Annotated in this window: 14 protein-coding genes and 2 tRNA genes; 14 read left to right on the top strand and 2 right to left on the bottom strand. The window is 46.6% G+C overall.

Annotated elements, in window-relative coordinates:
• The first annotated feature begins 42 nt into the window (after positions 1-42).
• From tadA to PGS38_RS09805, 12 genes are all read left to right on the top strand, one after another.
• A complete protein-coding gene (gene tadA, locus PGS38_RS09750) occupies positions 43-591 on the top strand; it encodes a tRNA adenosine(34) deaminase TadA (RefSeq protein ID WP_055218439.1) in 549 nt (182 codons plus the stop codon).
• A 179-nt stretch (positions 592-770) separates the two neighbouring features.
• Positions 771-856: transfer RNA gene (locus PGS38_RS09755), tRNA-Ser, on the top strand.
• A gap of 172 nt (positions 857-1,028) precedes the next feature.
• Positions 1,029-2,462, top strand: coding sequence for an RsmF rRNA methyltransferase first C-terminal domain-containing protein (locus PGS38_RS09760; RefSeq protein WP_119188670.1), 1,434 nt, complete (start codon positions 1,029-1,031; stop codon positions 2,460-2,462).
• A gap of 190 nt (positions 2,463-2,652) precedes the next feature.
• The gene (locus tag PGS38_RS09765) at positions 2,653-3,936 is read left to right on the top strand and encodes a PcsB-like coiled-coil domain-containing protein (RefSeq protein WP_270476200.1); all 1,284 of its coding nucleotides are present in this window, start codon (positions 2,653-2,655) and stop codon (positions 3,934-3,936) included.
• 236 nt (positions 3,937-4,172) lie between these two features.
• Positions 4,173-4,246 (top strand) — tRNA-Pro (locus PGS38_RS09770).
• Between the two features lie 99 nt (positions 4,247-4,345).
• Complete coding sequence (locus tag PGS38_RS09775; RefSeq protein WP_242857168.1) at positions 4,346-5,131, top strand: Cof-type HAD-IIB family hydrolase; 786 nt, start codon at positions 4,346-4,348, stop codon at positions 5,129-5,131.
• 510 nt (positions 5,132-5,641) lie between these two features.
• Entirely contained in the window at positions 5,642-8,848 is a 3,207-nt protein-coding gene (locus PGS38_RS09780) for a response regulator (RefSeq protein WP_270476202.1), read from the top strand.
• A 58-nt stretch (positions 8,849-8,906) separates the two neighbouring features.
• Entirely contained in the window at positions 8,907-10,751 is a 1,845-nt protein-coding gene (locus tag PGS38_RS09785) for an ABC transporter substrate-binding protein (RefSeq protein WP_270476204.1), read from the top strand.
• A gap of 146 nt (positions 10,752-10,897) precedes the next feature.
• A complete protein-coding gene (locus PGS38_RS09790) occupies positions 10,898-13,039 on the top strand; it encodes an ATP-binding protein (protein WP_270476205.1) in 2,142 nt (713 codons plus the stop codon).
• Positions 13,040-13,212: 173 nt separating this feature from the next.
• Positions 13,213-13,677, top strand: coding sequence for a MarR family winged helix-turn-helix transcriptional regulator (locus tag PGS38_RS09795; protein ID WP_022463031.1), 465 nt, complete (start codon positions 13,213-13,215; stop codon positions 13,675-13,677).
• Positions 13,661-15,010, top strand: coding sequence for an MATE family efflux transporter (locus PGS38_RS09800; RefSeq protein ID WP_118641097.1), 1,350 nt, complete (start codon positions 13,661-13,663; stop codon positions 15,008-15,010). The genes PGS38_RS09795 and PGS38_RS09800 overlap by 17 nt, the downstream gene beginning before the upstream one ends.
• A 163-nt stretch (positions 15,011-15,173) precedes the next feature.
• Positions 15,174-15,611, top strand: a complete 438-nt coding sequence (locus tag PGS38_RS09805; protein WP_022463033.1) for a MarR family winged helix-turn-helix transcriptional regulator — start codon at positions 15,174-15,176, stop codon at positions 15,609-15,611.
• 90 nt (positions 15,612-15,701) lie between these two features.
• Here the strand turns inward: PGS38_RS09805 and PGS38_RS09810 are convergent, their stop codons facing one another.
• Together PGS38_RS09810 and PGS38_RS09815 are read right to left on the bottom strand one after the other, a co-directional pair.
• The gene (locus tag PGS38_RS09810; RefSeq protein ID WP_117509586.1) at positions 15,702-16,343 is read right to left on the bottom strand and encodes an endonuclease III domain-containing protein; all 642 of its coding nucleotides are present in this window, start codon (positions 16,341-16,343) and stop codon (positions 15,702-15,704) included.
• 45 nt (positions 16,344-16,388) lie between these two features.
• Entirely contained in the window at positions 16,389-17,264 is an 876-nt protein-coding gene (locus PGS38_RS09815) for an AraC family transcriptional regulator (protein WP_117509585.1), read from the bottom strand.
• A 167-nt stretch (positions 17,265-17,431) separates the two neighbouring features.
• On the opposite strand from PGS38_RS09815, the gene PGS38_RS09820 reads away from it, so the two are divergent.
• Positions 17,432-18,382 (top strand): MraY family glycosyltransferase, encoded by a 951-nt coding sequence (locus PGS38_RS09820; protein ID WP_118641095.1) that lies wholly within the window; start codon positions 17,432-17,434, stop codon positions 18,380-18,382.
• Between the two features lie 303 nt (positions 18,383-18,685).
• Positions 18,686-21,004, top strand: coding sequence for an alpha-xylosidase (gene yicI / locus PGS38_RS09825; protein WP_118641091.1), 2,319 nt, complete (start codon positions 18,686-18,688; stop codon positions 21,002-21,004).
• Positions 21,005-21,052 lie beyond the last annotated feature (48 nt).

Consider the following 21,052-nt stretch of genomic DNA (forward strand, 5'->3'; position numbering starts at 1 on the left):
GGAAGGACAGAAAATATACGCAGAGAAGAAAGGAAGTGCACAATGGAAGAAGAAACAAAGCTGGAAACGCCGGAGGAAAAAGCGCACCGGAAAGAACGGGAACGCTTCATGCGCCAGGCGATTACGCAGGCGAAGAAAGCGGAAAAGCTGATGGAAGTGCCGATCGGCTGTGTGATTGTGTACGAGGGAAAGGTGATTGCGCGGGGCTATAACCGCAGAAATACGGATAAAAACACGCTGTCCCACGCGGAACTGAATGCGATCCGGAAAGCAAGCAAAAAGCTCGGCGACTGGCGGCTGGAGGGCTGTACGTTGTATGTCACCCTGGAACCGTGCCAGATGTGCGCCGGTGCGATCGTACAGGCGAGAGTCAGCGAAGTCGTCATCGGCAGCATGAACCCGAAGGCGGGCTGCGCGGGATCGATCTTAAATATGCTGGAAATGCACGAGTTTAACCATCAGGTGAAGGTCGAGCGCGGCGTGCTGAAAGAAGAGTGCTCGGAGATGCTGAGTGCGTTTTTCCGGAGACTGCGGGTGGTGAAAAAGAAGAAAAAAGAAGAGAGGAAGAGGGTGGAAGAAGGGAAAGAATAAAAGAAGAGGCAGCATCGGGATGGGATGCTGCCTGAGGAAGATTATTTGTTTGAGTAAGTTGCACTTTCGAATATTTCCGTAAAAAATACAATCCCCGTATTTCCATCGGAAACCAATGAAAAAATCATTGACGAATCGTAGAAAAAGCACTATAATATATGATGTATTTGACAAAATACGGAGAAGTACCCAAGAGGCTGAAGGGTCTGGCTTCGAACACCAGTAGGTCGGAAACGGCGCAAGGGTTCAAATCCCTTCTTCTCCGCTATGCAAAAAAGAGACAGCAAAAAGATTGAAAAATCGAAAAAGCTGTCTCTTTTTCTGTGAGAAATTATGAAATAGATGCAAAACAAAAGAAACAAAGACAGAAAAAACATCGCCAGTTCACGAAAAGGGACCGATGCACAACAAAGCAAAATAAAAAGGAGAGACAATACATGGCGCAGTTACCACAGGAATTTCTGACCCGCATGCAGGACATGCTGGGCGATGAATTTGATGCATTTTTAACTTCCTACGACGCACCCCGCACAGCCGGGCTGCGTGTAAATACAAAAAAATGCCGGACCGAAGATTTCCCACCGCTTGTTCCGGGAATGTGGAAGAAAATTCCGTGGATTCCAAACGGCTATTTCGTGCCGGACGGCATGCGCATGGGCCAGTCTCCGCTGTATGCGGCAGGCGTCTTCTATCTGCAGGAGCCAAGCGCCATGACCCCGGCGTCCCGCCTCCCGATCGAACCGGGTGAGCGTGTGCTCGATCTCTGCGCCGCACCGGGCGGCAAAGCGACGGAGCTGAATGCGCGCCTGAAAGGAACCGGCCTTCTCGTCGCCAATGACATCAGCAACGCCCGCGCCAAAGCACTGCTGCGCAATCTGGAGCTGTTCGGAAGTGAAAACGTGCTTGTCACCAATGAGACACCGGCAGGCCTTGCAGACGTCTTCCCGGGCTTCTTCGATAAAATCCTCGTGGATGCACCGTGCTCCGGCGAGGGCATGTTCCGGAAAGATGAGGCAGTCATCGGCACCTGGACCCCGGAGCGGCCGGATTTCTTTGCGGATCTGCAGCGAGAGATCACCTCGAATGCTGTCAAAATGCTGCGTCCGGGCGGCCTCATGATGTATTCGACGTGTACCTTCGCCCCGCAGGAGGACGAGGGAACCGTTTCTTTTCTTCTGGAAAACTTCCCGGAAATGGAACTGATCGAGATGGAAGGCTACGAAGGTTTTTCAAAAGGCAATCCAGTCTGGGGAAACGGCGATCCGGAGATCGAAAAGACCGTGCGCATCTGGCCGCATAAAATGAACGGCGAGGGCCATTACCTTGCCCTGTTCCGCAAAAAAGGCGAAGCCATTCCTTATGAGACAGAAGAAAAACCGATCGAAAAGAAAAACAAAAAACAGAAAAACCGGAAAAAAGACCGCGGAACGGAAGCACCGGGTCCGTCGAAAGCAGAAAAACAGATCCTTTCCGATTTCCTGTCCCGGATGACAGCACCGATCCCGGTGGAGGAACTGGAAGTCCGCGCCGGAAAAGTATACCATTCCCCGTCCCTGCCGGATGGCGTGCGGAATCTTCATTTCCTGCGGAACGGTCTGTATCTCGGTGAACTGAAAAAAGACCGTTTCGAGCCGTCACAGCCGTTTGCCGTGACACTCTCCGCGGACAAGTTCAAAGATTACATGAATTTAAAGGCAGATGACGAGCGTACCGAAAAATATCTCCACGGTGAGACAATTTCCGTAGAGCCGGGAGAGACCGCATCGCCGTCGGGCTGGAAGCTGGTCTGCGTCGATGGATTCGGCCTTGGATGGGGCAAACTGGTCAATGGGACCTTGAAAAATAAGTACCCTGTTGGATGGAGAAAGTAGAAAAATCATGTCAGTGTTTGCAGGAAAAATGTCGAAATATTACAAAGTTATTAACAGAAATTAAAAAAGACTTTCATTTCAGACATACTTGTGTTATAATGGCAAAGTACGGCGGGAAAAAAGACCCATTTTCCGCAGTAACTGGGAGTGACAATCAGCAACAGAACGTAATAAGTATGAGGTGTACGACATGAAAAAAAAGAAATTATTCAGCCTGGTTTTGGCCACAGTGCTTACGGCAGCAACCGTTCTGCCATGCTATGGTGCCAGTACAAAGGAGAAAATTTCAAATGCTCAGGCAGAACAGGCTGCCGCACAGTCTCAGCTTGACAGCATACAGAGCAGGATTGACGAACTCAATTCCAAAAAGGGACAATCAGAAGAATATCTTTCCGAACTGAACCAGCAGCTGGACGATCTGCAGAACCGTCTGCAGGAGCTTCAGGATCAGTATGATGCGAAGCAGAACGAACTGGTACAGATTCAGGCAGATCTGGAAGATGCAAAAGCAAAAGAAGAAGAGCAGTACGAGGCGATGAAGCTCCGTATCCAGTATATGTATGAAAATTCTTCCGGAAACGGATACATGGCAATGCTCTTTTCTTCCAAAAGCATTTCAGAGCTGATCAGCCGGGCAGAATACATACAGAAAATTTCCGATTTCGACCGCGATCTTATGCAGGAGTATGAGGACACGGTAGACCAGGTAAAAGAAAAAGAAACACAGGTGCAGGAAGAGCAGGCAGCGATCGTAGAACTGCAGCAGCAGAGCAGCGATCAGCAGGAAGCCATTCAGGAGCTGTACGCAGCAGCTTATCAGGAACTCCGTACCTACTCCGCAGAGCTGGACGATGCAAAATCCAGCGAGAGTGCACTGGTAGATGAAATCAACAGCAAAGCAGATGCAATCAACGACCTGATCCGTCAGGCGAAAGAAGAGGAGATTGCAGCGCAGAAGAAAGCAGAAGAGGAAGCCGCCGCACAGCAGGCTGCCGCAGAAGCTGAGGCAGAGGCCGCCAGAAAACAGGCAGCCGAGGCCGCAAGAGTCGCAGCCGCAGAAGCAGCAAATGCCGCAGCGAAAGCAGATACCGATACAAGCAGCAGCTCCGGAAGCAGTTCTTCGGACAGCAGCGCATCCTCCACGACAACGGGGAGTCCATCCGCGTCAGATACTTCCAGCAGCTCCTCCAGCGGAACATACCTTGGAAGATTTAAACTGACAGGCTATTGCTCCTGTTCCATCTGTACCGGACAGTGGTCCGGCGGATCCACCGCGAGCGGAACCACACCGACCGCCGGCAGAACGATCGCCATGGGCGGTGTACCATTTGGCACAAAACTGATGATCAACGGCCAGGTTTACACGGTAGAAGACCGCGGAACCGCTTACGGCCACGTAGACATCTTCTGCAGCAGCCATTCCGAGGCGCTGAGCTTCGGCGTGCAGTATGCAGATGTATATCAGCTGAGCTGAGAAACAAAGATAAGAGATATGCCGGAACAGAACTTCCGGCATATCTCTTTTTTTGACTTTCTCAGAAACTGTCATTCTAAAAGAACACCAAAAAGGCCGCAAACCCGTGTGAAATGTACCTTTTGAAGCAATAATAAAAAAAATTAAAAAAATTTCAAAAAAGGTGTTGACATTCCTATAGACATCATATATAATAGCTATTGTTGACGGACGAGAGTTCAGAAAACAAATAAAATCGAAGCGTGGCTCAGTTTGGTAGAGCGCTGCGTTCGGGACGCAGAGGTCGTGGGTTCGAATCCCGTCGCTTCGACTGGAATGAAAATGCCGAAAGCCTTGACAATCAAGAGCTTCGGCATTTTTTCGTATGTCAGAAAGAGAACAGGAAACAGTACACGAGGAGGAAATTTTTGTGAAAGCATTATTTTTTGATATTGATGGAACGTTACTGAGTGAGATTACAAAAGAAATTCCGCAGAGCGCGCTCGATGCATTGAAAAAGACAGCGGAAAAAGGAAATCTTACGTTTATTAATACCGGCCGCACCTGGTCGGAGCTGCCCGAGGAGCTGAAAAAGCTTCCGTTTTCCGGATTTCTGTGCGGCTGCGGGACCTATCTGCGCCGGGACGGCGAAATCCTGATGCATCAGACGATTCCGAAAAAGCGCTGTGAGGAAATCCCGGTTATTTTAAAGGAGTGCAGGATCGGCATGATTCTGGAGGGAACGGATAATGTTTATTTTTCGTCGGAGGTATCCCGTTTTCGGGAGGTCGAGCAGACCCGTGCCTATTTCGCTGCTGTCGGAATCGGACTCGCGGAGACAGCGGAGACAAAAGGAATCATTTACGATAAATTTTGTATCGTAACTGATGCACAGTCTGATATAGAACGTATGTACCGTGAATTTGAGCAGGAGTTTGATATCATGGATCGCCGCGGCGGTGTATACGAAATCGTTCCGCACGGCTGCAGCAAAGGAACAGCTGTGGACTATGCGCTGAAACAGTTTCAGCTGGAGAAAGAAGATGCATACGTATTTGGCGACAGCAGCAACGACCTTACCATGTTCCGGTGCGGCGCACACACCATTGCGCTTGGAAAACATGATGAGATTCTGGATCCGTACACAGAGTACGTAACCGATACCGTCGAGCGGGACGGCGTGGCAAAGGCGATGGAGCATTACGGATTGATCTGACAGAAAAAAAGAAAGCGAAGGGGCGCATTTGAAAAGAAATTTTCAGGTGCGCCCCTTTGGTTGCAATTTTCTGAAAAAGGAAACAAGAAAAGCAGCGTCTGAAAAGGTATGTGCATTGCAAAGTAAAAAATTTCATGGTAATATAAAAATGAGTTTTTATGTATATTTGTAATGATACCAGGAGGTGAGCGTTCAGAAGTTCCATGGAAACAGAAAAAAATCAGATAAATAAAAAAAGCCTCAGATACCGTTTTACAGCAGGAACGATCGGAGTAAGTGTCTGGCAGCAGGAATGAATGCTCACTTGGCAAAGCCTATAAAAATTGAAAACATAAAGAGAATTTTGTGTGAATATTGTGTGTAGTGGCTGCAACTTCTCAAATCCGTATACCTGTTTTTCACGTTTTGTAGGATATTATAACGTAAATGTAAAACTGGCAGGGACAGGTTCTCTGTATACAGATAAAAGCAGGATAATGAAGTATAAAACAGAGAGAGGATTTTTATAAAATGGAAAAGTATGAAGACAAAATATATTCTTTAGGTGAGGCTGTAACGGGACAGACACAGGCTATGTCACAGGCCGTACAGAAAACACTGGAAAATAATGGCGGGGTAGGTATAATGACAGGATCTTATGACCAAAACCTGTCTATTTTGTCTGTGAATAATCTGCTGTTGCATAGTACAGGATATACATTCGATACTTTCATGGAACAGACAAAAGGCTCATTGAGAAACTTCTTTTATGACGAGGAAGATAGACAGGAGCGAGACCATTTTTTGCAGCTTCACGGAACAGGGGAAGCACAGATCCTTACAGCAGACGGTACAGTGAAAAATGTACGGCTTTGTAAAGAGGATGCGACAGATGAGGCGGGCAGACAGATCTGGGTTATGTCCGTACAGGTCAACTGGGATCATGTAAATTTGACACTGCTCAATGAGGCTATCTGTTCCGGCTTCTGGTATTTTGACTGTGACGAAAACAGTGAGATTGTGAATGCAAACTGGAGTCATGAATTCCGAAAAATGCTTGGCTATCATGACACTCTGGACTTTCCGAATAAACTGGAATCCTGGTCAGATCTTCTGCATCCACAGGATAAAGAAAGAGTAATGGTGCAGCTTCAGGCGGCAATTAAGGATAAGACGAACCAGATAAAATACCAGGTAGAGTATCGTATGAGAATGAAGGATAATCAATACCAGTGGTTTCGGGCATCGGCAGAAGTAATACGCCGTCTGGATGGTTCTGCCAGCAGGATTGCCGGGATTTTTATTAACATTGATGCGGAAAAAAAAGAGGCCATGCAGGCACAAAAATCTGCTGCTTTCCACCGGGCTTTTACGAAAGCAGACCTGTGTGAGTATTATGTAAATCTGGAAGCGAATACTTTTGATACCTTTAAGGTTGAACCGTCCCTGATGACAGTCTTTGAACAGAGTCATACATGGGATGAACTGATCCGTCATTTTGTGGATTCCTATGTTGTGGAGACAGATAAGAAGGCGGTATCCTCTTTTTACGACCGTGGTTATATTGCAGAAAGGCTGAAGGGTCTGGAAACCGAATTGGCTTTAGAGTGCCGTATCACTCTGAATGGAGAAGAACGATGGGTCCGCAATGTGATCATACGCGGCGAGATCGAGGACTCAGAATATGCCATGATCTTTCTGCGTGATATCACAGAGACAAAGGTAGAGAGCGCACGGCATCTGCAGATGGCGGCGGATAATGCTTCCATGGAGCAGATAATTCAGAGTATTGTGCGTCTGGTTGACCGCTTTGTTGTCTGTGATCTGGAAAATGACAGATATGAATTCTATAACCTGAATGGACAGATGATATATAAACCTTTGGGATTCTATCATGATTTTCAGATGCAGGTTCTTGAAAAATATAAGACACTGGAACCATTGGAAACTATGGACATCCTGATCGCACCGGAAAATATCCAGAAGAATCTGAAAAGTGAAAATGATATTTATAAGTTTGAGTATTGCAGCCTGGATGAAAAGACTTATAAAATCGCTTCTTATATTCCTTTGGAATGGAAGAATGGAAAGCTGGTAAAGGTATTGATGGCATCCATGGATGTGACACAGGAGAAGAAAGCAGAGATTGAATCCCGTCAGGCACTGAAAGAGGCTTACCGGTCTGCAGAAAATGCAAACCGTGCGAAAACAGAATTCCTTTCCAATATGTCCCACGATATCCGGACACCGATGAATGCCATTGTCGGCCTGACAGCAATTGCAGGAGCAAATATTGAGAGCCAGGACAGAGTCATTGAATGTCTCAGCAAAATTACAAAATCAAGCCGTCATCTGCTGGGGCTGATTAATGAAGTGCTGGATATGGCACGTATTGAAAGTGGAAAAATGACGCTGGCACAGGAGGATTTCAATCTGCCAGATCTGGTGGATAATCTTATAACACTCACAAAACCGGTGATTGATGAACATAAACACAATTTAGATATACATATTAATCACATTGAACATGAGAGTGTCTGTGGTGACAGCCTGAGAATCCAGCAGGTATTTGTGAATCTGATGAGTAATGCGATCAAGTATACACCGGATGGTGGGAATATTACTTTTTCCATAGAGGAAAAGCCAAATGGATTTTCGGAACTTGGATGCTATGAATTTACGATTGAGGATAATGGGATCGGTATGTCACCGGAATTCCAGAAAATCATGTTTGATCCTTTCAGCCGCGCAGATGACCATCGGACAACCAGAGTCCAGGGAACAGGTCTGGGAATGGCAATCAGCAGAAATATTGTGAACCTGATGAATGGTAATATTAAAGTGGAAAGCACCTTACATAAGGGAACTAAAATTACAGTAACAATTTATCTGGAACTTCAGGAAAAAGAAAAAGAACAGGACAGAAATCTGATGAATCTACCTGTTCTGGTTGTGGATGATGATAAGACATGCTGTGAAAGTACAGTTGCCACATTGAAGGAGATTGGGATTACAGGCGAATGGGTTCTCTCCGGCAGAGAAGCCGTTGAGCGCTGTTATGCACATCATGAGCTAAAAAATGATTACTTTGCTGTTATTTTAGATTGGAAAATGCCGGATATGGACGGAATTGAAACAGCCAGACAGATCCGGAAACGGATAGGGAAAGAGATTACCATTATTGTACTGACATCTTATGAATTCAGCGAGATCGAAGAAGAAGCAAAGGCTGCAGGCGTAGATGCTTTTATTGCAAAACCGCTGTTCCGTTCCCGTTTGACGGCTGCATTGCGGCAGTTTACTTCTGGCAGAAAAGAAAAAACAGCAAGAAATTATCTGGATGAGCTGTCTGAAGCAGATTACACAGGAAAAAGAATTCTGCTGGTCGAGGATAATGAGTTAAACAGAGAAATTGCCGTTGAAATTCTGCAGATGACAGGGGCGGAAGTGGAAACGGCAGAAAATGGAAAAATTGCAGTTGAAAAAGTAGAAGCTTCTCCGAAAGGCTTGTATGACCTTATTTTTATGGATATCCAAATGCCCGTCATGAATGGTTATGAGGCAACCGCAGCAATCAGGAGCCTTCCGGGTGAACAGGGAAAACTACCGATTGTTGCCATGACAGCAAATGCTTTTGCAGAAGATGTACAGCTGGCAAAAAATACAGGCATGAATGGACATATCGCGAAACCGCTGGATATGAATAAGCTGAATGATGTTCTGGAAAACTGGCTGTAATTGTTTCCAAATTATTGAATTAATGATTTTATCAGGAAAGAATGAGGAAAATACGAGGATGAAAAAGGCAAAACAATGTCTGATAGCATTACTGTCAGGTGTGCTTTTAGCAATTACTGTTTTGTCTGGCTGTGGACAATCTCAAAAAGCAGTATCTAAAAATGACGATCACCTTACCGTGTATCTGTGGGAAAATCGTTTGATGAAAAATATTGTACCCTATATCCATGAGCAGTTTCCAGATCAGGATATTGAGTTCATTACCGGTAACAACGATACCGATTTATATAGCTATTTTGAGGAACATGGTGAACTGCCGGATATCATAACCGTACGTCGATTTTCTGGAAAAGATGCACAGGATCTGGAGCCATATCTAATGGATTTTGCTTCTTATGATGTGGTTTCCAGGTATTACTCTTATGCATTGCAATATTACAAAAATTCAAAAGATGAGATCCAGTGGCTGCCTGTCTGCGGTATACCGCAGACGATTATTGCCAACAAGACATTGTTTGAACAGTATGGAATCAAGATACCGAAAAACTATAAGGAATATGCACAGGCATGCCAGCAATTTTATGATAATGGTATAAAACCGTATTCCCTGGATCTTGCAGAAGACTGGTCCGCTCATGAGGTGATTCAGACAGGTGCAATTGGGGAATTCATGAGTCTGGATGGAATCGAATGGAGAAGCTCAGCTGAAAGTGCATCAGGGGATATCGCGTTTGATGATGCGTTATGGAAACGTATTTTTTCAGAAACCAATACATTTTTGAAGGACTCACATTTTACAAGTGATGATATCAGCGTCGATATTAATACTGCAACGCAGATGTTCCTTGAGGGAAAAGCAGCAATGTTTCATGGTTATCCGGCACTTATGCAGGAATTTCAGGAACAGATGGATGCAGAATTAACTCGTATACCGTTTTTTTCACAGATTTCGGATGAAGCTTTTATAAATATGACCCCTTCTCTGAATATTGCATTTAACAAAGAACTGGAAAAAGATCAGGAAAAACTGGACCTGGCATTCGATGTCCTGGAGTGTATGATTTCAAAAGAAGGACAAACATTGATCGCAGATGGAAAGGGTGTAATTTCATTAAATGTAGATGTTCCAAACATGATGGAAGATGTACCTGGACTGGAAGATGAAATTAATAATAATTCTGTTTATATCCGATATTCTGCTCAAAAATCATTTGATGCCAGTCTTGAGGCTGTTCACGGATTATTGTCAGGGGAAATGGATGAAACACAGGCTTATGATGCTTTTCGCAGCACAATGAACAGTAAGGATTCAAAAGAAAAAAACACAATAAATTTTGAAAATGAATATACCATTTCGCTAAATGATAAAAACGGTCGTGATGCGGCATCTTCTATTTTAACTACGATTAGAGAAGAAAATGATGCTCAGCTGGCTTTGGCACCATATTATTATTTTACTTCCTCCATTTACAAAGGGGAGTGTACCTGCAGCCGGGTTGGTCTGATGACAGCAAAGAGTTTAGATACACCATTATACCTGGCAAAAATCAATGGCAAAGAGATTTATGAACTTGCGGAGAAATATCTTGCTGATTCTGATGAGAAATTCCATATAACCAATAAATATGAATTACCAATTGCATCCGGTATGAAATTAATCGTCAGGCAGGAGGAAAACGGATTCTCATTAAAGGACATAGAAGTAAATAAGAAAAAAATAGACAAAGACAAGGAGTACTCTATTCTTCTTGCAGAAACCACAATGTCTGTTTTGAAAAAAATAAATCCGGAATGTGAGATCAGGCAGCTTGGAAACACAACATTATCAAGTGCATGGACCGCAGCAATGGAAAACGGACAGCAGCCGTCAGCACCGGAAGATTATATAGAGGTTGAAAAATAAAAGTGGGAACAGAACAGGCGAAAACAAAAAGAAAAAAGATGATAGTACCATTGTTCTTTTTAATTCTTATCTTTTTAAACTTAATTTTTGTAAAGCTCCTTTTGAACAGGATGAACAGCTATATCGCAGAAAACGGGAAAAGCAGTATGGGAGCAGTTGTTGAACAGATACAGCAGACCTATGATCTGCAGGTGAATGGATACTACAGTCGGCTGCATATGCTTGAGGATTCTCTTACTCAAGAGGGAGTGAGATCTATTGAACTGGATAGAAACAAGAAGTTCTTTGAGGCATGGCAGAAAGAATCTGAAAGTACACTTATATTTCTCCAGGAAAATGGAAAGGCAATAACCACTGATGGAACAAAACTTCGGGTTGACATGCCAAGTAAACTTTTGTTGGATTTGAGGAACGGATATAATATTGGAAAATTGGTTTCTCTTGATTACAACCAGAAGAAAAAAGATGGTTATCTGGTTGCAATTCCATGTCAGGAATATACGATTAATGGGGAAACTTATACGGCAATTGGAACCTTGTATGATCATTCAAAATTAGATTCCATGTTAAGTGTGAAAAGCTATAACGGGAATGCGTATCTGTTTATGCTGGATAACGACGGAAATATTACTTATACAAATCAGAAAGAAGATAAATTTTTCAGGAACTATTTCTTGTTAAAGCATTTAAAAGGAGATCAGGCTATCACTGAGGAAGAGGCTGATTCTCTTCAAAAAAAGCTGGATGGCAGAGAACGGGGGGTAGAACTTGTGGAAAGTGACAAACCTTACTATCTGGGATACTGTCCAATAGAAAATAATAACACCATGCTGATCTGTATTGTAGAAAAGAGTGTTGTAGATAATGTACTGAGAGATTACCAGAAAACAATAGTGTTTGAAACAATACTCATGGCAGGCTTTATACTTTTGCTTTTTGCCGGATTATTCTACAGTATTTCCAGACGCAGTCTTGCTGAGCAAAAAGCTGAATACGAAAAAAGAAATAATGAGATTCAGACGCAGGCAATGAAGGAAATGGAGGAGTCCAATAAAAAACTGAAAAAAGCAAAGGACATTACAACGGAAGCCTTGCAGACCGCTGAAAATGCAAATAAGGCGAAAACAGATTTCCTGTCCAATATGTCACATGATATTCGTACACCAATGAATGCAATTATCGGCATGACATCATTGATCAGACATGATGCCGGTAATAAAGCGAAAGTAATAGAGTATGCAGATAAAATAGACATTTCATCACAGCATCTGTTAGGAATCATTAATAATGTTCTGGATATGAGCAAAATTGAGGCAGGAAAAACAGTTTTTAAGTATACCGATTTTTCCATCTTGGATTTTATTACAGAACTCAATACCATATTCCATTCACAGATAGACGAAAAAAATCAGACTCTTACAATCATAAAAGAAAACATCCGGCACGAGTGGGTGAACGGAGATCAGGTTCATCTGATGCAGATTTTCAGCAACTTGGTTTCTAATGCAGTGAAGTACACGCAGGAAGGTGGAAAAATTCAGTTTCTGGTAGAAGAATGTGAGACAAAGTCATCTGTCTACGCAAAGTACCGTTTCTTGGTCAGCGATAATGGCATGGGAATGTCGGCAGATTTCAAAGATACAATTTTTGATGCTTTTACTCGTGCTGAAAGTTCTATGACGAATAAGATACAGGGAACTGGTCTTGGAATGGCTATTACCAAAAATCTGGTTGAAGCAATGGGAGGCACCATTGATGTGGAGAGTGAACTGGGCCAGGGAAGCTGTTTTGAGGTTCTTATAGATCTGAGAATAGCAGAAGATAGATTTGTTTCTTCAGCAGAACAGGCAGAAAAGGATGAACCGGCTGGCAATGTCCTGAAAGGAATGAGGTTTCTGTGTGCAGAGGACAATGAGCTGAATGCAGAAATCCTGATGGAATTGTTAAAGATTGAGGGTGCAGAGTGTACAATCTGTGAAAATGGTAAAAGGGTCTTAGAGGCATTTGAGCAGTCTGCTCCGGGGGATTATGACATGATCCTGATGGATGTGCAGATGCCGGTTATGAATGGTTATGAGGCAACAAAAGCAATCCGAAGAAGCTCCCATGAACTGGCAAAGACAATTCCAATCATTGCTATGACCGCCAATGCGTTTTCTGAGGATATTCAGCATTCTCTGGCAGCCGGTATGAATGCCCATGTTTCAAAACCGGTTGAGATGAAGGTACTGGAAAAGACGATCAGAAGCATAAAATCCGGCGGGGGGCACCGAAATGCAGCTCATTGAACAGTGACAAATGGATATGGAAAAGAGCTGATGAAAGAATCTCGCATTGCCAGAACTTTCAATCAGCTCTTTTTTATCATCAGTTCCCTCTTGACATTTTTTCATTTCCTGCTATACTTATCAAAGATAATTACTAAAGATAACTAAATTTCAAGAAGAAAGGACCATTTTCCATGACACAGGAAAAATTAAAGCAGTTCCTGGATGCGTGTTTTGATGCAAAGCGTCTGATCGAGAAGCTCCCGGACCTGCCGGACGGTATGAAGCCGCGGCAAGTGCATGTGCTGGATGCGGTGAATGAGATTCAGAAAAAGCAGGGCTTCTGCCGCGTCAGCGACATCAGCAGCTATATGAACACAACGCTGCCGAGCATCACCAAGCTGGTGCAGGAACTGGAGGAGAGAAATCTTCTCGTGAAACAGGCGGATGAAAAAGATAAGCGCGTGATCAACCTGACACTGACCGAAGAGGGAAAAGAGTTTGTGGAACTCCGCGTGACGCACTTTCACGGGGAATGGGCATCCCGCCTGCCAGATCTGGACGACGCGGTGGTGGACGAATTTGTGCATGCAATCACACGGATGCAGGAAACGATGCCGGGAATAAAAGGAGTGAAAAACAATGGCAAAAGAAAATAAGAAAGAAATATCGTTTGTAGAGGGACCGATTTTCCAGTCCCTGATCCGCTTTGCGCTGCCGGTGCTCGGCGCGCTGATTCTGCAGGCGGCTTACGGTGCGGTCGACCTTCTCGTGGTCGGCTGGTTCGGCGATGCGTCGAGTATTTCCGCTGTCGGAACCGGAAGCAACTTCATGCAGATGGTAACACTTATCATCACCAGCCTTGCGATGGGTTCGACCGTTATGATCGGCCAGCACATCGGCGAGGGCAAGCCGGATAAGGCCGGCAAAACCGTGGGAACCTCGATTGTTCTGTTCGCCATCATCGGTATCGCCATGACGGTGATTCTGGAGCTGTTCGCAGGTCCGATTGCCAATATTTTACAGGTCCCGGCGGAGTCTTTTGACAAAACCGTCCTCTACCTGCGGATCTGTTCCGGCGGTATTCTGATCATCATCGCGTACAACGTCATCAGCAGCGTGCTTCGCGGAATCGGTAATGCAAATCTGCCGCTTTTATTCGTCGGCATCGCCTGCGCAGCCAATATTGCCGGAGATCTGTTCTTCGTCGGTGTGCTGAAACTGGACGTTGCGGGAGCAGCGCTTGCGACGGTTCTGGCGCAGCTGATTTCTGTCATCGCCTCCATGGGTGTGTTGAAAAAAGGCAATCTGCCGATTGAATTCAAAAAAGAAGACTGCCGCATCGACCATGACGAGCTGAAGAAAGTCCTGAACGTCGGTGTGCCGATCGCGCTGCAGGAGACGACCGTACAGATTTCCTTCCTTGTGATCAACTCGATCATCAACGGCATGGGCCTTATGCCGTCCGCCGGATACGGTGTGGCGCAGAAGCTGACCTCATTCATCATGCTGATCCCGTCCTCTGTGATGCAGTCTGTGTCAGCATTCGTGGCACAGAACACCGGAGCCGGAAAGAAAGACCGCGCGTGGAAGGGCTTCCTCACCGCAATCGCAACGGGCTGCTCTCTTGGAGTTGTGATTTTCTGCATCGGTTTCTTCGGTGGAAGTGTCATCTCCAGAATCTTCACGAGCGATCCGGCCGTTATCGAGCAGAGCGCCGCTTACCTGCGCGGTTTCGCACCGGAATGTATTCTGACCTGTGTGCTGTTCAGCAGCATCGGATACTTCAACGGCCGCGGCATCAGCATCCCGGTTATGATCCAGGGAATCACCTCCGCCTGCCTGATCCGTATTCCGCTGGCGCTGTTCTTCTCACACCTGCCGAATACGAACCTGACCTTCGTCGGCATGTCCACCCCGATCACAACCGTATACGGCATCTGCTTTTTCATGATCTGTTTTACACGGTTAAAGAAAAAAGGGCAGATGTAATTGAATCAAACATAACAGAACTGCCTAGGAAACGGCACGGAGCGATCCGCCGTTTCCCAGGCAGTTTTTGGTATTGTTTGTCTGGAACTTTTTTGATACAATACAGACAGAAAGAGCGGAACCCTGTTCAGAAGGGACAGAACAGACGGAAAGGGGAAGAGGAGTGGATAACAGAGAAATCATCAATGAGACACTGGTCCATCTGTTTCACGAGATACAAAAACTGGAAGAAGAGGCGATCATCACCGAGGATTTCAAGGATCTGACGAACAACGATATGCACATCATAGAAGCCGTCGGCCTGGAGGGCGGCAATATGTCATCAATCGCGGCAAAGCTCGACATCACGGTCGGATCGCTGACAACGTCGATGAACAGTCTGGTGAAAAAAGGCTACACCGAGCGGGAGCGCAGCGAGAAGGACCGCCGGATCGTCTACATCCACCTGACCGGAAAGGGACGGCAGGCATTCCATCATCACGCAAAATTCCACGAGCAGATGACGGATGCCGTGATGGCGGAACTCGGAGAAGAGGAAGTGCAGGTGCTCGGGAAAACGCTGAAAGCGCTGACGGACTTCTTTCGGTCGTATAAAAAATAGAAACAAAAAGGCTTTTGCAGCCGGGACAGAATCAGAAAAATCTGTCCGGTATGCAAAAGCCTTTTTCGCATGGAAACGCATAGAAAAATGCTATTTTTCTACGCCGTTCTTCTCACAGATATCCGCGAGCACACACCGTTCACAGTGCGGTGTCGTCCGCGCAGTACAGACCTCGCGTCCGTGCTCCACAAACCGGTGGCAGAGCGAGCTTCCTTCTTCCGGCGGCACAATTTTCCAGAGTGCCATCTCCACCTTCTTCGGATCCTTGCAGTCATGCACGAGCCCGATGCGGTTGCACAGTCGGATGCAGTGCGTATCCGTCACAATCGCAGGCTTTTTGAATACATCGCCCATAATCAGGTTCGCACTTTTCCGTCCCACGCCCGGGAGCTTCAAAAGTGCGTTAAAGTCATCCGGCACCTGGCTGTGGTACTCGTCGCGCAGCATGCGCATGCAGGCGTTGATGTCGCGTGCCTTGCTCTTTCCAAGACCGCACGGCCGCACAATTTCCTCGATTTCCTCCGGTGTCGCGTTTGCCAGCGCATCGATATCAGGATACTTTGCGTAGAGATCCTCCACCACAACATTGACCCGCGCATCGGTGCACTGTGCGGCCAGGCGGACACTGACGAGCAGCTTCCACGCCTGGTCATAGTCAAGCGTACAGTCGGCGTCAGGATATTCTTGTTTCAAACGTTCAATGACGGCAAGCGCCAGTTTTTCTTTTGTCATCGTGTTAAACTCCCATTCTCAAAGATATTAAAACAGCGAAAGCTATCAGGATCCTTTCTCGCGTGCTGCCTTCCGAAGCTGCAGCGGCGTCGTGTGAAACCGCTCGCGGAAGAGGCGGTGAAATAGCTTATCGTTTGTAAAACCATGCTTTTCCGCGAGCGTGCCGACCGGCAGATCCGTGGCGATCAGGTCGCGGTAGATGCGGGAAAGACGGTAGGAATTCAAGTATTCCAGATACGTCGTTTCCATGTTCTGGCGGAAGAACCGGCAGAAATATTCCGGCTGCAGCGAGACAACATCGGCAGCCTCCTTCAGCGTAATCGGCCGCTGGTAATTTTCCTGCGTGTACGTCAGAATCGTATCGAGCCGTGTCTGCGTCCGGGAGCTCATCGGGTGGTGCGCAAGCGGGCTCTTCTCGGAAAATTTCGTGTAGAGCAGATCGAGAAACGTAAAAAGCTCCCGCTGGAACGTCAGCAGATAGCCGTCGGGCATTTCGTCATGAAGCTGCATCATCGAAAGCAGAAGACGCCGGAGCTGGCTGATATTTTTCTGCACTTCCGGATTCGTACTGTCGTAGTCAATCGAGAACCAGAGCTGTGACGGATCAGGCAGATAGTTCGCAAGGAACGCATCCGGAATCTGCATCAGAATCGAGCGGTTTCCCGTGGACGGACAGCGCGCCGTGTGGATACGCCCGGAATTGATCAGCAGAAATTGACCCGGAAGGACGGTCTTTGTGCGGTCCGAGAGCGTGACAATGGAGGAACCCTCCAGAATATAAATAATTTCCAGCGCGTCGTGCCAGTGCGGCGGCGAAAAACTGCCGAAATCGTCGGTTACACGAAATTCGATGCTGCGGTTCGGCTGCAGCGTGATGTGTTCCTGGCGTGTCTGGCGCGGCAGATGATCTTTGCGTGGCATAAAAAACTCCTTTTTTGTTCAACTTAGTGTATCACTATCTTATCACGAAACCCCCGAATTGGGTATAGCAATTTTTGTATGAAGTTGTTATAATAAATGAACACAAAGCCACGTCACATACGGCTTCGTGCAAACTCAATCTAAAGAAAAGTGAAGGAAGAAAACGTATGTATCAAGTATGGAGTAATTTTTTAAATCCCGGCCAGATCGCCATGCTGGGAATCGTGGTCACCTTTCTGCTGACCTTTCTGGCGTTAAAGCATCCATTTTCCTTTCTGCCGAGCGATCACGGCAGAGAATTTGCCGTAAACGGCGGCCTCTCCCGCGGAAAACTGCGCGGCGTCGGCCTCGTGATCGTCATCTGTTTCCTGATCGGAAGCGTATTGTTCCTGCCTCTTGGCGCCGAGTATGTGATCTACGCGATCCTGCTCGTCTGCATCATGCTGAGCGGCTACCTCGATGATGCATCCGAAACCCCGTGGAGCGATTACAAAAAAGGCGCGATTGACCTCGTCATCTCCATTGTGACCGTCATCACCTTTGTGAATTACAATTCCACCACGATCTACTTCGGAAGCATGTCCCTTACCATTCCGAAAGTGGTCTACATAATCCTCGGCATCATCCTGATCTGGATTTCGATCAACGTTACAAACTGTTCCGACGGTGTCGACGGACTCTGCGCGAGCCTTTCCTGCGTGGTCATCTTCGCGTTCAGTATGATTTTCCACGATGTCCTTGGAAGCTTCACCGTAGCCAATTACCTGTTCGTGGCAGCGCTTCTCGCGTACCTGTATTTCAATACCTCGCCGAGCAGCATGCTGATGGGCGACGCCGGTTCGAGAGCACTTGGCTTCTACATCGCCATCCTTGCCATGCAGTCCCGCCATCCGTTCTTATATCTGCTGATGGCAGGCGTGATGATCGTCGACGGAGGAATCGGCCTTGTCAAAGTATTTTTACTCCGTTTCCTGAAAATCGCGATCCTCAAAAATACAAGAACACCGCTGCATGACCATGTCCGCCTGAAATACAAATGGTCCGACAGTCAGGTTGTGATCCGCTTTGTGATCCTGCAGATCCTGCTGGCAGTTGTTGCCTATCTGATTGTGGCATAAAGAAAAAACAAAAGAAGAAAGATGGGAGTGTGTCCCGGCAAAAGTAATTGGAAATGCAACAGGATACTTTTGCGGGACACACTCCCGTTTTGCATATTGGAACCAGAAAAAGGTTCAAACCGGAAAAAAGATAATATCGCCGTATTTTTTCACAGAATCCTCCCTGTTTTCGACAGGAAAAGTGTGGTAGGATAAAATTACCAAAAAACGTCAGCCTGAAACAGGAATTCTGTAAAAAATGATGAAAAGAGAGTGCTTTTCATCCTCTGTTTCGGGCGCATCAAATCAGGAGGTAATGAAAAGATGAAATTCACAGAAGGTTACTGGCTTCCGAGTGAAAAAGCAAATGCATCCCATGCAATGCAGGCTTATGAAGTAGAGCAGATTCCAGGCGGTATGCGTATCCTGGCTACCACACGTCCGATCGAGCACAGAGGCATGACCCTGAACCTGCCGACCATCACCGTTGAGTTCGTAGCACATACACCGGACACCATCTCCATGGAGGCATGGCACTACGAAGCCTACGACAACAAAGTTCCGTCCTTCGACAAAACAGAGAGCGTATACGAGGACGTAACTGTAACGATCAACGAGGATGAGGCAGTTCTTGATACCGGAAGCGTACAGGTCCGCGTACAGAGAAAAGGTGTCTTTGCTTACACCTTCGAGGCAGATGGAAAAGTTCTGACCGGAAGCGGCTTCCGCAACCTTTCCTATATCAGATGGGACCGTCAGCAGAGCACCATGCTGCCAGCCCAGAATTACATGACCGAAAAATATCAGCCATATATGGTAAGCGAGCTCTCCCTTGGCGTCGGCGAGTGCGTATACGGCCTTGGCGAGAGATTTACTCCATTCGTAAAAAACGGACAGGTTGTAGACACCTGGAACGAGGACGGCGGTACGGCATCCGAAATCGGCTACAAATGCGTACCGTTCTACATGACAAACAACGGCTACGGTATTCTCGTTGACAGTACCGACAACGTTTCTTTCGAAGTAGCAAGTGAAAAAGTAGAGTATGTCGGCTTCTCCGTACCGGGCGAAAGAATCAAATACTATCTGTTCCACGGACCGTCACCGAAGAAGATCATGAACGAGTACACCGCGCTGACCGGACGCCCGGCACTTCCTCCGGCGTGGTCCTTTGGTCTGTGGCTGTCCACATCCTTTACCACAAACTACGACGAAGAGACTACCACATCCTTCATCGAGGGAATGGAAAAGAGAAATATTCCGCTGAGCGTTTTCCACTTCGACTGCTTCTGGATGCACGAATTCCACTGGTGCGATTTTGAGTGGGACAAGAAATGCTTCCCGGATATTCGCGCAACCTTAAAGAAATATCACGACAAAGGTCTTCACATCTGTGCATGGATCAACCCGTATATTGCACAGGGAACCGCATTCTTCAAAGAAGGCGCTGCAAACGGCTATCTGCTGCAGAGAGCAGACGGAAAAGGCGTATGGCAGACCGACAACTGGCAGGCAGGTATGGGCCTTGTGGACTTTACCAACCCGGATGCGGTTAAATGGTATACCGATAAACTGAGAACTGTTCTGGACTGCGGCGTAGACTGCTTTAAGACCGACTTCGGCGAGAGAATCCCGGTTGACGTTGTTTACCACGACGGAAGCGATCCGCAGGCAATGCACAACTACTATACATACCTGTACAACCAGGCAGTATTCAGCCTGTTAAAAGAAGTAAAAGGTGAGAACGAGGCAGTTCTGTTTGCAAGAAGTGCAACAGCAGGAAGCCAGAAATTCCCGGTACACTGGGGCGGCGACTGCTCTGCAAACTATCCGTCCATGGCAGAAACGCTGCGCGGCGGCCTTTCCTTCGCCATGAGCGGCTTCTCCTTCTGGAGCCATGATATCTCCGGATTCGAGAGCACCGCAACACCGGATCTGTACAAGAGATGGTGCGCATTTGGACTGATGTCTACCCACAGCCGTCTGCACGGATCCACAAGCTACCGTGTGCCGTGGCTGTTCGACGAAGAGTCCTGCGACGTAGTAAAATTCTTCACCAACCTGAAATGCTCGCTGATGCCGTACATTTTCCAGAAATCTGTAGAGGCACACGAGGAAGGAACCCCGGTAATGCGCCCGATGGTATTCGAGTTCATGAACGACCCGGCCGTTCCGTATCTGGATCAGCAGTACATGTTAGGTGATGCCCTTATGGTTGCACCGGTATTCCGCGAGGATAAAGTTGCACAGTACTACCTGCCGGAAGGCACCTGGACTGAGCTTCTGACCGGCGAGACAAAAGAGGGCGGAAGATGGTATCAGGGAACCTACGACTACTTCTCCATGCCGCTGTATGTAAGAGAGAACAGCATCGTAGTAAGAGGAAACTGCGACACCAAACCGGATTACGACTACGCTGACCACGCAACTGTTTGCGTATATCAGTTAAAAGACGCAGCCGAGACAAAAGTTCCGGATATCCACGGAAACAATGTATTCACCGTAAAAGCAGTGAAAGACGGCGACACAGTGAAAGTATCCGTAGAAGGTGCACATACGGAACTCAAAGTAGAAGTATTCGTCGGAAACGAGAAGAAAGAAGCTGTACTCGCAGCAGATGCGAACGAAGTTGTTGTTGCATAAGCATCGGAATGTAAGAATATAGGGAGAGGCACGGAAAAGCAAATTGTT

It is taken from the genome of Fusicatenibacter saccharivorans (assembly GCF_027667425.1).
In the GTDB taxonomy this organism is placed as follows: Bacteria; Bacillota; Clostridia; order Lachnospirales; family Lachnospiraceae; genus Fusicatenibacter; species Fusicatenibacter saccharivorans.